This window comes from Pseudomonas sp. HOU2 (assembly GCF_040729435.1).
GTDB lineage: Bacteria > Pseudomonadota > Gammaproteobacteria > Pseudomonadales > Pseudomonadaceae > Aquipseudomonas.
In genome coordinates this window covers 3,172,104-3,185,624 of sequence record NZ_CP160398.1, presented here as the reverse complement: position 1 = coordinate 3,185,624, position 13,521 = coordinate 3,172,104, and the positions used below count along the sequence as shown (strand labels likewise).

Here is a 13,521-nt window from a genome sequence, read left to right as displayed (position 1 = left end):
ACGGTCATCGTCGGGTGCCTCAACCTGCGCTGAAAAACAGCTGCCGGGCCTGCTCCACGCCGATCATGCTGCGGTAATAGGCCAGTCGTTGGGCGCGGCTCAGCCCGCGAGTGCTGTCGGCCTCGGATCCCAGTTGCTGCTCTTGCGGGGTTTTCAGCCGGGCAGAAAGATAGGCTTTGTCCGGCACCCACGAGGTCGAATACAGAAAGTGCGCGTACCACAGCACTTTGCGGGTGGTCTGATCAGTGATGGTGTATTCGTCCAGGTAGAGCGCCTTGCCGCCCCTGAGGCGGCGCCGCCTGACGGTTTGCGCAATTCGGATGCTGTCATTGGCCTGAAGCCAGGCGACAGCCGATGGCGTGGGTGATTGTGCCCTGGTCATCAGCGACATCGCGGTTTTGGCTTGCTGATACAGGCTGTCGACGGCATCGCTCAGCGCCTTGTTCAGCACCGCAGCCGAGCGCTGGCTGCTGTCGGTGGCGTTACTGTCGGTCAGGGCCTGTTCAACGGCCGCGCTGACGTGTTCCAGTTGCAGGGCGTGCTGGTGAAACAGGTACTCGATCCCGACCGCTGAGCGCCCGTCCCGGGTCATGAGTTCGTTCATGCGCAGGGTGAACGCCGGCAGGCCGTCGAGCAGGTTCTGCCCCTTGTTCAGACTGGTTTCGAGCGCTGGCGTCGGCGTCGGCAAGGCAGTGTTGACACGTTCGACCCACACCCCGGGGGGTTTTTGATGAAAGGTCGAGATGACCTTGTCCGTGAGCGGTGACTTGATATCGACCAGGTCGGTTTCCAGGCCCTGTGCCGTCAGGCGCGGCTCGCCGATCAGCACGCCGTTGTAGCGGGTGCGGATGAACTTCTTTTTCGGCCTTGGCGGTTGCACGGGAGGCGCCGGGCGGCTACGCAACGTGTCGCGCTCTTCGAGCAACAGCACCAGGTTGTGGCGGGCGCTGCGGTTGAATTGCTCAAGCTGTTGGCGAAGATTTGCCAGCGGCGCCTCTTGCACACTTTCAGCGTACGCGGACTTGAAGTCCGCCAGGCGCTCGTCGAGTACGTTGAATTGTTCGATCAGATCGTTGAGGCAGTCGATGCGTTCATCGAGCCGGGAAACGCTGCGCTCCTCCAGAGTGTCACGCAGTGCCTGAACGGCGATGTCGGCGGTATCGACAATCTGGTCGAGACTGAGCCAGGCATCCGCGGCGGTCGCTACCGAGTGTTCGGGCAGGCAGACATTGCGCGCCAGTGTCACTTGCAGTGCCTTGAGATCGTCGATCGAGTACGCCGGGAGTGCCTTGCGGGTCAGTTGAATCAGGCGCAAGCCGTCTCTCTCGAACTCTTTGAGTTGCTCCAGTTGTGCCTGGATCTGCTCCAGACGCGTGATCATGTCCAAATTGAGTTCAAGCATCTGCTGCGTCTCGGCAATATGCCGGTTCTGGGGCTGTTCAGCCTGGCCTTCGAGATGATTGAGTACGCTGCGCAATGTCGGCGTGAACAGGGTCAGCGCTTCGCGAATCCCCGCATGGATCAGTTCGAGCTGCGCCTTCAGGTAGCCCAGGGATCTCTGTTGGTAGTCAGCCGTTGGCGAGAATACATGCAACGCCTTGAGATCGCTCAACGCCTGGGCATAAGCGACGCGTTGCCTGTCCAGAGACTGGAGAAAGAGATGGCGATGGGCCGCAGCGGTCTGAGCGGTGGCGGCGTTCATTGCCTGGCGGACCTGTTCCAGCTCGCCTTGCGCTGCCGCTTTACGGCTTTCAAAGGCGGTCAGGCGGGTGCGCAGGTTTTCCGCTTCGATGCGGCGTTGTGCGTCAGCCAGCTGGGTCAGGCCGGTCGAGCCGCCACCGCGCAGACGCAGGCGGGTATCGACGAACCATTCGCCACGCAGATTGCCGATCAGGGCTGGGCCGGTATGGGCTGGATCCTGCGGATCGATGATCATGACGGTGCCGTTTTCGTCCACCGCGACCTCGAACCAGTCACGGCCCACCGGGGCGTACCATTTGCTGTTGTAGCTGTAGAGATTGCGATAGGGCCCTGGCGTGGTGTTGGCGCTGCCCAGATGTTGCGGGCGAAGGGTTTTGAAGCGCGTCAGCACGGTGCCCAGACTTGCCGGCGTGCGATTCGCCGCGCCGCTGATATTCAGGGTCTGCTGCAGGTCCGCGGTTTCATGGGGAGCGCTTTTTTCCAGTTGCTGCACGGTGATTTCCGTGGTCATGGGTTCAGGGCTTTTCGGTGTTTCGCTTGCCGCTGCCTCATGGGCCAGTCGTGGTCGGGAGCGACCTGCGATGTGCAACGTGATTGCCATCCCCAGATTGAGCAGCACCTCGGTGAACGCTGACCATTGCGCGGAAGAGTCATCCTGCTCGCGGGCTTCCTTCAGGGCTTGCAGTTGCTCCATCACCTGCCAGATCCACGTCGCGACCCCCACCGTGCGTCCGAGGAACGGCAGGACGGCATTGAACAGGGTCCATCCGGCCCGTTTGAAACTGGCCCAGCGACTTTCCGCATTTGACACCGACTGGCGGTCGGCCAGCTCGACCAGCGCCCACGCATTGGCTTTGAACAGCGCGCCTGGCAGGTCGCCCTCCACGGTCTTTCTACCGAGACTGATCGGCCCGCTCATGACCCTCATTTTTTCCGCATCCACCAGAAATTCGGTGACGGCCCAGGGGGAAGGCAACGTGCCTGGAAACACATAGTTGGCGTAGTCGCTGCGCACGCGGTCCGGGAGCCAGGCGAGCACCGAGTCACGCAGGCTGGCGGATTGCTGGATGGCGTACAGCAAGTTGCTGGGGGAAGGGTATTGGGTCAACGGCTGGTCGAGCATCGGTCGATACAGCAGACACGGTCCGGCGCTCGGGTCTTCAGGACCGATCACGAACATGTTGGCGACTTCGTCATGGCTGCCGTCTGTTCTGCGTTGAGGAACGAAAGCCAGAGGCCGCATGACGATGGTCTGGTCCTCGACCATGCGATGGTTGCGGTCGGGGTCCAGCACCGCGACGACATAGCGGTAACCGCGTGCGTCGATACCGGCCTTGCCGCGAATTTTCGATTGCAGGGCCAGCAGCGGCAACTGGATGCGCAAGTGCTGTGTGAACAGTGCCTGTCGCCCGGCGGATGCTGGCGTGGTGTCGACCAACTGGCTCTTGATCAGCGCCGGGTAGGTCGTACCGATATCCGCGCGGGTTACCAGGTCTTCCAGATAGCTTACGGTTAGCCATGTCGGCAATGGCTTGCCACGGGTGGAGTGCAGGGTCTTGTTGCCTATCGGCACTGCAATCAGATTCTGCAAGGCCAGATCGGTGACGCTGAAATTGTAAGTCTCGATTTTTCCCGGAACAGTAAAGGTGCCCCAGATCACCGGACTTTTGACCCGCAACTGGATCGACTCCAGGGCTGTTTCCAGGTCGGCACGCTGCGCATCGGCGTGCTCGCGAAGGGTCTCGGCATGCAGGATGTTCATTTCGCTCAGCGCGTATTCGCTGATTGGCAGGATGCCATCCAGATAGGACTTGCCAGTGTTCTGGCTATGCAGCGCAGCCAGATCCTTCAAGTGCCGGGAATAGTTGTTCAGATCCGGCAGTGATGCAGCGCTGAGCCAGTCAGGCAGGGCATCCTGGAACCAGCTCAATGGCGGGCCGGGCTTTTTCGCCGCTGCGTCGACTTGCGGGGTGGCCGTGGACAATGGCTTGTCGAGTGGCGCAGGTGTGGCAGGAGAAAAATCCAGCGCGCCGATCACATCGATCTGAATTGAGACCAGTGCGCACGCCTGATAATCGAAGATGCTGCCCGAGGGTTCCAGTAATCGCCATTTCAGTTGCTGGTATGGCTGGAGGTTGCTGACATGCTCAGGCAAGGATTGGCCCAGTTCATCAAGAGCGTCGAACTTCTGGTAGCCCTTGAGCAGCGAGTGGGCGAGGATCACCGTTTTTCCCTGCTGTGTGCCGATCAGCACCGCCATCGATACTTCGTTCAAGTGCTTCACGGTTCCGTCATCGACCAGGTCAATGGCGATCAGGCAGGCGCTGCTCTGGTAGGGATCATCGATTTTCCTGCTGGCCAGATCCGCATTGCGATACAGCGCGCGGGCCATTGCGCAGTCACTCTCGCTCCAGCCCTGCACCTGATCGACGTTCCAGACCTCGCGCAGGGTGTCCGACAGCGCATGCCAGCGCGGGCCGCTGCTGTCGTCGGCGCTGTTCCAGTACGCCAGTTGTTGCTCCTGAAACGCCGTGAGCATGACCGGAGCCAGCAGGTTGAGCAGGCTGGCGATTTCGTCGATGCGTACCGGCAGGTGGACGGCCGGCTCGCTGATCGGTTGTTGCGTCAGAAAGTGTTCACCTTCGATACACAGCGTCGGTGTGCCCTGCACGACCTGGTTGGCGAGGATTTCGGTCAAGGCCTGGTAGGTCGGATTTCCGGCAACGATCTGTTCGTCAACGATGGACCATTGCGGCTTGCCGATCATGGTAATGCTCGGCTCCAGATCAAGCGTGGGGTACAGCTTGCGCAAATGCTCGCGCAACAGCACGCCGGCCACGTCGCGCAAGTCGGGGCCGACACTCAATTGAGTGATCAGGGCTTCGGTGGGATTGGTGCCGGCGGCCGTCTGCCGGGTGGAGCTTGTGGTTGCTGAACTCATCGTGCGTCCCTGCGTTCTGGTGATGGAGGCGATCCCGAGGTCAAGCTTTCGGGGTCGCTCCATGCTAGAGAGGCACGATGCAGCATGGGTGGTAGATATGTAGGGCGCCGGATTATCGCCGGCGCCGGAAAAGGCTCAGCGCAATTCGCCACACAGGTCGAGTTCGATCAGACGTCGCACTTCGGTGTTGTCCAGGCCGGCACCGAGCAAGCCGTGCAGCTTGCCGAACGCCGCCTCGCGGGTCATGCCGCCACCGGACAGCACACCGACGCCACGCAGACGGCTGCCAGCTTCATACACATCCAGCTCGACCCCGCCTTCATGGCACTGCGTGACCGCGACCACTACCACACCGTTGTCCCGGGCGCGACCGAGGCTGGCGAGGAACTCGGGATTGTCGCTCGGCCCGGTGCCGCTGCCGTAGCACTCCAGCACCAGACCCCGGATGCCGCTGGCCAGCAGGCCATCAACCGTCTCGGCGCCGATGCCGGGGAACAGCGGCAGCACGGCAACCTTGGCCAGTTGTTTCGGCTGGTTGTAGTTCAGCGCAGCCGGAATCGACGGCGCTTTCACACCGCCGTTCTGACGCTCCAGGCGCTTGAACGGATGCCGACCGAAGCTGCGCACTTTCGCGCAGTGAGTCGGCGCCAGCAGCTCGCCATGGAAGTACAGGTGCACGCCCGGCGCCAGACCCTGACCGAGAGCAACCAGCGCGCCACCGAGGTTTTCCCAGGCATCGCTGTCAGTCACGCCGGCCGGCAGCATTGAACCGGTGAAACACACACGGGCATGCAGGCCGAGCAACTGGAAGCTCATCGCCGCAGCGCTGTAGGCCAGGGTGTCGGTGCCGTGCAGGATCAGCACGCTGTCGCAGCCTTGCACGTCCACCGCATCGACCACCGCTTCGCGCAGTTGCTGCCAGTAGGTCGGGGTCATGTTGGCGCTGTCGATCAGCGGCGACATTTCCCGAAAACGCCATTGCGGCACGACCAGTTCGGGCTGGCTGTGCAGATAGTCGCGCATGCGGGCTTCGAAACCGGACGCCGGGGCCAGCCCATTGGCGCTGGCCTGCATGCCGATGGTGCCACCGGTGTAGAGCACCATGACGTGTTGGGCGGCGGGGAAGGTCGACGAATTCATGGGGATTCTCCGAAAACGATGAGTTCCTGTGGGAGCGAGCTTGCTCGCGAAAGGGCCGTCAGATGCAACATGAATGTCAACTGATCCACCGCTTTCGCGAGCAAGCTCGCTCCCACAGTTTTACGAACTGTAACCGACGGGCGCAGGGGATGCGCCCGTCATTCACCTGTCAGCGTTGCGCTGCAGGCACGCCTTGTGGCTCGGCTGCGGTCTTGCCCGCGGCTGGCGCGTCGACTGGCCAGGCCTTCAGGTCCAGATCCAGATCGGCAAATTTGCTGGCGTCGAACACTGGCTGCTTGATGCCGGCGCGGCGCTGCTCGTCGTAGTCACGCAGCACGCGCATGCCGACCTTGAACAGCATGGCCAGGGCGATCAGGTTGACGAAGGCCAGGCAAGTCATGGTGATATCGGCGAAGGCGAACACGGTCGACAGGTCCTGCATCGAACCCCAGACCACCAGCGCCAGAACCAGACCGCGGAAAATCATCAGCACGGCGCGGTTGCGGCTGAGGAACTGCAGGCTGTTCTCGCCCAGGTAGTAGTTGTAGAGGATGCAGGTGAAGACGAACAGCGACAGCGCGACGCTGACGAAGATGCGGCCCCAGTCACCGACTACGGCGGCCAGCGAGTTCTGGGTCAGGACGATGCCGTCACCTTCGAAGCCCGGGGTGTAGAAGCCCGACAACAGGATCAGCAGCGCGGTGCAGGTGCAGATCACGAAGGTGTCGAGGAACACGCTGAAGGCCTGAACCACGCCCTGAGCACCCGGGTGTTTCACCGAGGCCACGGCGGCGACGTTTGGCGCACTGCCCAGGCCCGCTTCGTTGGCGAACACGCCACGCTTCACGCCCATGACGATGGCGCTGCCGAGCAGGCCGCCGAAGGCCGGGTCGAGACCGAAGGCGCTTTTGAAGATGGTTTCCAGCATCGCTGGTACGTGTTCGATCTGAGTGCCGATCACGTACAGGGTCACGCCGATGTAGGCCAGGGTCTTGACCGGTACCAGCAGGTCGGACACCGCGGCGATGCGCTTGATGCCGCCGATGAAGGTGATGGCCAGCAGCACCGCCAGGACGATCCCGGTGTGGCTTGGGTCGAAGGCAAAGGCGTTTTGCAGCGAGTGGGTCACGGTGTAGGACTGCAGACCGATGAAGGCGAAGCCGTAGGTCACCAGCAGCAGGATCGAGAACACCACCGCCATGCCTTTGAGTTTCAGGCCGTGCTGGATGTAGTAGGCCGGGCCACCACGGTACAGACCGTCACCTTCGGCGCGCTTGTAGACCTGCGCCAGGGTGCATTCGAAGAAGCTGCTGGACATGCCGACCAGTGCGGTCACCCACATCCAGAACACCGCACCCGGCCCGCCGAGGGTCACGGCGATGCCGACACCGGCGATGTTGCCTGCACCGACACGGCCGGCAAGGCTGAGCATCAGGGCCTGGAACGAGCTGAGTTGCCCGCCGCTGCTTTTCAGGCTGTCGCGGAACACCGCGAACATGTGGAAGAAGTGGCGCAATTGAACGAAACGCGAGCGAATCGTGAAGTAGCTACCGAGCCCGACAATGAGCACGATCAGTACTTTCCCTGAGAGGAAGTCGTTGATGACTTCGAGCATGGATTTTTCCTCGCTGTTTTTTGTGTAAGCAAATGCTGGATGTTCAGAAACATCGCGTTACACCGGTTTGCGCGCGGCACAACAGGTGAGGCGAAGGTTTCGTCCCGGTCCATTTCGCGGGTTTGTTATTAGTTCGGGTTTCGCATGGGTTATGGCCTCGTTACCGACGACCGCTCACGCGAAGAGGGGCGGCACTATACCGATCAGTGACGCGCCCGTCTGCACGGTAGTGGTGCAAGCGACGAAACGAAGCTTTGAAACACCCGGCGTTACCGGCGCCGGGCTTGTGCGGGAACTGCGTTTCTGTAGATGCAAACCCTGTGGCGAGGGGATTCATCCCCGATCGGCTGCGAAGCAGTCGCAAATCATTGCACGCGGTGTACTTGTTACACCGCGATTGCAGGTTTTGGGGCCGCTTCGCGACCCATCGGGGATGAATCCCCTCACCACAAGGGCTTATCTCTACATTCTTCAGTCCCCAGACATACGGGTCTCAGGATCAGAAAGTTAAAAAAAAGGGCTTGGGGACAAATCCCCAAGCCCTCAAAAGGTGAGAGGTGTCTAGTCCCTCGACCTGGTGAGCGGTGCTACAAGTAACGCGTCGGCTCAGGCTTTGAGCGGAACCAGACGCGGGGCAATCATGTTTTCCGGGCGCAGGATGTCGGCGAGCATGGCTTCGTCGAGCAGACCTTCTTCGCGCACCAGTTCCAGCACGCCGCGGCCGCTTTCAAGGGCGATCCGGGCGATGCGGGTGGCATTTTTGTAGCCGATGTACGGGTTCAGCGCGGTGACCAGACCGATCGAGTGCTCGACCAGTTCGCGGCAGCGGGCTTCGTTGGCGGTGATGCCGACGATGCAGTGCTCGCGCAGCATGTCCATGGCGCGTTGCAGCAGGCGGATCGAGTCGAGGATCTTGAACGCGATCAGCGGCTCCATCACGTTCAGCTGCAGTTGGCCGCCTTCGGCTGCCATGGTCAGCGCCAGGTCGTTACCGATGACCTGGAAGGCCACCTGGTTGACGGCTTCCGGAATCACCGGGTTGACCTTGCCAGGCATGATCGAGCTGCCTGGCTGACGCGCTGGCAGGTTGATCTCGTTGATGCCGGTGCGTGGGCCGCTGGACAGCAGGCGCAGGTCGTTGCAGATCTTCGACAACTTGACCGCGGTACGCTTGAGCATGCCGGAGAACAGCACGAAGGCGCCCATGTCGGAGGTGGCTTCGATCAGGTCGGCGGCTGGCACCAGCGGTTGACCGCTGATCAGCGCCAGACGCTGAACGGCCAGCGCTTGATAGCGCGGGTCGGCGTTGATGCCGGTGCCGATCGCGGTGCCGCCCAGGTTCACTTCGGTCAGCAGTTCCGGGGCCAGCGTCTTCAGACGGGCCAGGTCTTCGCCCATGGTGGTGGCGAATGCACGGAACTCTTGACCCAGGGTCATCGGCACGGCGTCTTGCAGCTGGGTACGACCCATCTTCAAGACGTGGTTGAATTCTTCACCCTTGGCGGCGAATGCCTGAATCAGGCTGTCGAGGCTGGCCAGCAGCGCGTCGTGACCCAGCAGCAGACCCAGACGGATCGCGGTCGGGTAAGCGTCGTTGGTCGACTGCGCCATGTTGACGTCGTCGTTCGGGTGCAGGTACTGGTACTCGCCTTTTTGGTGACCCATTGCTTCGAGCGCAATGTTGGCGATCACTTCGTTGGCGTTCATGTTGGTGGACGTACCGGCGCCACCTTGAATCATGTCGACCACGAACTCTTCGTGGAAATCACCGCGGATCAATCGGGCACAGGCTTCGCTGATGGCAGCGTGCTTGGCTTCGCTCAGATGACCCAACTCACGGTTGGCGTCAGCGGCGGCCTGTTTGACCATCGCCAGACCGACAACCAGTTTCGGGTAATGCGAAATCGGAACGCCGGAGAGACGGAAGTTGTTCACCGCTCGCAGGGTCTGGATGCCGTAATACGCTTGAGCCGGTACTTCGAGGGCGCCAAGCAGGTCGTTTTCTGTGCGGAATGATGCAGCGGAGGACATGATAGAAATCATCTCGATATGGACCCGGTCTGTGCCGGAACGCTGCGAATGCTAGGCTTCTGGGATTTTTTGGGCCAATGCTGTTAAACACTGCCCTATGCACATTCGGCATAATGCCCGTGTGACGCCGCGTGCGCGGCAGACGTGTGACCTGTTTTGGTGCGTGTCCGGGAGGACGTGATGAATCTGGAAAGCAAATGGCTCGAGGACTTCAGTGCCCTGGCCGCCACCCGCAGCTTCTCGCAGGCGGCCGAACGGCGCTTCGTGACCCAGCCGGCGTTCAGTCGGCGAATCCGCAGCCTGGAAGCGGCGCTTGGGCTGACGCTGGTCAACCGCTCGCGCACGCCGATCGAACTGACGGCAGCCGGGCAGCTGTTTCTGGTGACCGCGCGCACCGTGGTCGAACAGCTCGGCGAAGTGCTGCGGCATCTGCATCACCTGGAAGGCGGGCAGGGCGAGGTGATGCAGGTCGCCGCCGCGCACTCGCTGGCGCTGGGCTTCTTCCCGCGCTGGATCGCGCAACTGCGCAATGAAGGGCTGAACATCGCCACGCGGCTGGTGGCGACCAACGTCGGCGACGCGGTGCACGCGCTGCGCGAAGGCGGCTGCGACCTGATGCTGGCGTTCTACGATCCGGACGCGGCGATGCAGATGGACCCGGAAATTTTCCCCTCGCTGCACCTGGGCCAGACCGAAATGCTCCCGGTGTGCGCGGCGGATGCCGACGGTAAACCGCTGTTCGATCTGGAAGGCGAGGCCAGCGTGCCGCTACTGGCCTACAGCGCCGGGGCGTTTCTCGGGCGCTCGGTGAATGGTTTGTTGCGTCAGCGTCAGCTGCGCTTCACCACCATCTATGAAACCGCCATGGCCGACAGCCTCAAGAGCATGGCCCTGGAGGGCCTCGGTATCGCCTGGGTGCCACAGCTGAGCGTGCGCGCCGAACTGGCCCGTGGCGAACTCGTCGTCTGCGGCGGCCCGCAATGGCACGTGCCGCTGGAAATTCGCCTGTACCGCTGCGCACTGGTGCGCAAGGCCAACGTGCGGTTGTTGTGGCGCAAGCTTGAAGGGGGCGCTGCACAGGCTTCCTGAACCCACCCAACAACCCTGTGGGAGCTGGCTTGCCAGCGATGGCGGTGGGTCAGTCACCGCCTGTGGTTACTGATCCGACGCCATCGCTGGCAAGCCAGCTCCCACAGGTATCGAGTGATGCTGGAGCGCTGACCTTCAAGTCAATAAAACCGGGCCTTTCGCTGATTTGACAGATGGTCGTTTCGGGGGCTGTTTATTGCTTTCTTTGCGGTATACTGCGCGGCCTTCGGCCGGTACGTCCGGCCATTTTTCGTACAATCAAGCCACGCAATCCTGCGTGGCTTGTTGTTTTTGACGCGCCTGCGGGCGCCCAGAGAGAAGAGGCGCGACGATGAGTGCACTGGTTGGCGTGATCATGGGCTCCAAGTCCGATTGGTCCACCCTTAGCCACACCGCCGATATGCTGGAAAAGCTCGGCATCCCGTACGAGGTCAAGGTGGTTTCTGCCCACCGCACCCCGGATCTGCTGTTCCAGTACGCCGAAGAGGCTGAGGGCCGCGGCATCGAGGTGATCATCGCCGGTGCCGGTGGCGCCGCTCACCTGCCTGGCATGTGTGCGGCCAAGACCCACCTGCCGGTGCTGGGCGTTCCGGTGCAGTCGTCGATGCTCTCGGGCGTCGATTCGCTGCTGTCGATCGTGCAGATGCCGGCGGGCATCCCGGTCGCCACCCTGGCCATCGGCAAAGCGGGCGCGATCAACGCCGCGCTGCTCTCGGCGAGCATCCTTGGCGCCAAGCATCCACAGTTCCACGCGGTACTGAAAACCTTCCGTGCCGAGCAGACAGACAGCGTCCTGGACAATCCAGACCCACGTATTGCCTGAGGTTGTTGAGATGAAGATCGGTGTAATCGGTGGCGGCCAGTTGGGTCGCATGTTGGCGCTGGCGGGTACTCCGCTGGGCATGAACTTCGCTTTCCTCGACCCTGCGCCGGACGCTTGCGCCGCGGCACTGGGCGAACACCTGCGGGCCGATTACGGCGATCAGGATCACCTGCGCCAACTGGCTGACGAAGTCGACCTGGTGACCTTCGAGTTCGAAAGCGTCCCGGCGGAAACCGTGGCGTTCCTCTCGCAGTTCGTCCCGGTCTATCCGAGCGCCGAAGCCCTGCGCATCGCTCGCGACCGCTGGTTCGAGAAGAGCATGTTCAAGGACCTGGGCATCCCGACCCCGGCCTTCGCCGACATTCAATCGCAAGCCGACCTGGACGCCGCCGTGGCTGCCATCGGTCTGCCGGCCGTGCTGAAAACCCGCACCCTGGGTTACGACGGCAAGGGCCAGAAAGTCCTGCGCAAGCCGGAAGACGTGGTCGGTACATTCGCCGAGCTGGGCAGCGTGGCCTGCCTGCTGGAAGGCTTCGTGCCGTTCACCGGCGAAGTCTCGCTGATCGCCGTGCGTGCCCGCGATGGCGAAACCAAGTTCTACCCGCTGGTGCACAACACCCACGACAGCGGCATTCTCAAACTGTCGGTCGCCAGCACCGATCACCCGCTGCAGGCGTTGGCCGAAGACTATTCCAGCCGCGTGCTCAAGCAGCTCGACTATGTGGGCGTGATGGCGTTCGAGTTCTTTGAAGTCGACGGCGGCCTCAAGGCCAACGAAATCGCCCCGCGCGTGCACAACTCCGGGCACTGGACCACCGAAGGCGCCGAGTGCAGCCAGTTCGAAAACCACCTGCGCGCCGTGGCCGGCCTGCCGCTGGGTTCGACCGCCAAGGTCGGCGAGAGCGCGATGCTCAACTTCATCGGCGTGGTGCCGCCGGTAGAGAAAGTCATCGCCATCGAGGATTGCCATCTGCATCACTACGGCAAAGCCTTCAAGGCCGGGCGCAAGGTCGGTCACGCCAACCTGCGCTGCGCCGACATGGCGACGCTGCAGGCACAGATCGTCAAGGTTGAAGCGCTGATTGCCGAGTAAACAGTTTCATGTGGCAGCGGCGGAACCTTCGGGAGCCGCCGTTCTCTCATGGCAGGATGCCAAAGTCTGACTAGGCTTTGGCATATCTACCATTCAGAGTCAGAGGGAAATGCCATGGGAATTATCGGAACCATCTTTATCGGCTTGATCGTCGGCCTGCTGGCACGCTTCCTCAAACCGGGTGATGACAGCATGGGCTGGATCATGACCATCCTGCTCGGTATCGGCGGTTCGCTGGCGGCCACTTACGGCGGCCAGGCCCTGGGTATCTATCAGGCCGGTCAGGGCGCAGGCTTCATCGGTGCGCTGGTCGGCGCGATCGTGCTGCTGGTGATCTACGGCCTGATCAAAAAGAACTGATCCAAGCGACCAAGTCCTCTCTGCCAACGCGGCAGGGAGGGCTAGAATGCTCGGCGATTCAACGTCCTTCCTTTATCCGAGCATCTTTTACCGAGCACCTTCATGCGCCGTCTTCTGTTGACTCTCCTTTTGCTGGGCAGCGGCCTGGCCCACGCCGGCGAACTGCCGGAAACCGACTGGCTGGAACTGATGCCCAAGTCGGACCAGAAAGCCCTTGAGGCCATGCCCGAAATCGACCACAACTCTCCGGAAGCCACCGGCACTTTCACCGAGAAGGGCGGGATGAAACAGGCCAAGGGCCTGCCGGCAGTGATGTATTCGACCAAGACCGTGGCGTCGATGAACGACAAACACATCCGCATCGGTGGCTACCCGGTGCCGCTGGAATCCGACGCCAAGGGGCGCAGCACGCTGTTCTTCCTCGTGCCATACCCGGGCGCGTGCATCCACGTGCCGCCACCGCCGCCGAATCAACTGGTGCTGGTGCGTTATCCGAAGGGCTTGAAGCTGGATGACATCTACACGCCGTTGTGGGTGACCGGCACGCTGAAGATCGAAAAGGTCAGCAACGACCTGGCCGATGCGGCGTATGCGCTGGACGCGGATAAGGTGCGGGTGGTGCAGGAGTCCGACCTCTGACATCTGAACAATTGTAGCGAGGGGATTTATCCCCGATGGGTTGCGAAGCGACCCCCGCTTTGCATCAAGGGCAGGGGCCTGCTCCGCAG

At 62.0% G+C, this 13,521-nt stretch carries 9 protein-coding genes; 5 read left to right on the top strand and 4 right to left on the bottom strand.

Annotation, left to right across the window (positions count from 1 at the left end; genetic code table 11):
- Positions 1 to 19: 19 nt before the first annotated feature.
- From ABV589_RS14420 to aspA, 4 genes are all read right to left on the bottom strand, one after another.
- On the bottom strand, positions 20 to 4,642 hold the full coding sequence (locus ABV589_RS14420; protein ID WP_367082116.1) for a hypothetical protein: 4,623 nt from the start codon (positions 4,640 to 4,642) through the stop codon (positions 20 to 22).
- Positions 4,643 to 4,777: 135 nt separating this feature from the next.
- Positions 4,778 to 5,782: an asparaginase gene (locus tag ABV589_RS14415; protein ID WP_367082115.1), complete on the bottom strand. Its 1,005-nt coding sequence runs from the start codon at positions 5,780 to 5,782 to the stop codon at positions 4,778 to 4,780.
- 169 nt (positions 5,783 to 5,951) lie between these two features.
- Positions 5,952 to 7,397 (bottom strand): sodium:alanine symporter family protein, encoded by a 1,446-nt coding sequence (locus tag ABV589_RS14410; RefSeq protein WP_007962272.1) that lies wholly within the window; start codon positions 7,395 to 7,397, stop codon positions 5,952 to 5,954.
- A gap of 606 nt (positions 7,398 to 8,003) precedes the next feature.
- Positions 8,004 to 9,428 (bottom strand): aspartate ammonia-lyase, encoded by a 1,425-nt coding sequence (gene aspA / locus ABV589_RS14405; protein WP_003229645.1) that lies wholly within the window; start codon positions 9,426 to 9,428, stop codon positions 8,004 to 8,006.
- Between the two features lie 180 nt (positions 9,429 to 9,608).
- Here aspA and ABV589_RS14400 point away from each other — a divergent pair, with 180 nt between their 5' ends.
- From ABV589_RS14400 to ABV589_RS14380, 5 genes are all read left to right on the top strand, one after another.
- Positions 9,609 to 10,517 (top strand): LysR substrate-binding domain-containing protein, encoded by a 909-nt coding sequence (locus ABV589_RS14400; RefSeq protein ID WP_007962273.1) that lies wholly within the window; start codon positions 9,609 to 9,611, stop codon positions 10,515 to 10,517.
- 331 nt (positions 10,518 to 10,848) lie between these two features.
- A complete protein-coding gene (gene purE, locus ABV589_RS14395) occupies positions 10,849 to 11,340 on the top strand; it encodes a 5-(carboxyamino)imidazole ribonucleotide mutase (RefSeq protein WP_003229641.1) in 492 nt (163 codons plus the stop codon).
- 10 nt (positions 11,341 to 11,350) lie between these two features.
- Positions 11,351 to 12,433, top strand: coding sequence for a 5-(carboxyamino)imidazole ribonucleotide synthase (locus ABV589_RS14390; RefSeq protein WP_201236259.1), 1,083 nt, complete (start codon positions 11,351 to 11,353; stop codon positions 12,431 to 12,433).
- 114 nt (positions 12,434 to 12,547) lie between these two features.
- Entirely contained in the window at positions 12,548 to 12,793 is a 246-nt protein-coding gene (locus ABV589_RS14385; RefSeq protein ID WP_003229635.1) for a GlsB/YeaQ/YmgE family stress response membrane protein, read from the top strand.
- 102 nt (positions 12,794 to 12,895) lie between these two features.
- Positions 12,896 to 13,432: a DUF3299 domain-containing protein gene (locus tag ABV589_RS14380; RefSeq protein WP_007962278.1), complete on the top strand. Its 537-nt coding sequence runs from the start codon at positions 12,896 to 12,898 to the stop codon at positions 13,430 to 13,432.
- Positions 13,433 to 13,521: the final 89 nt, after the last annotated feature.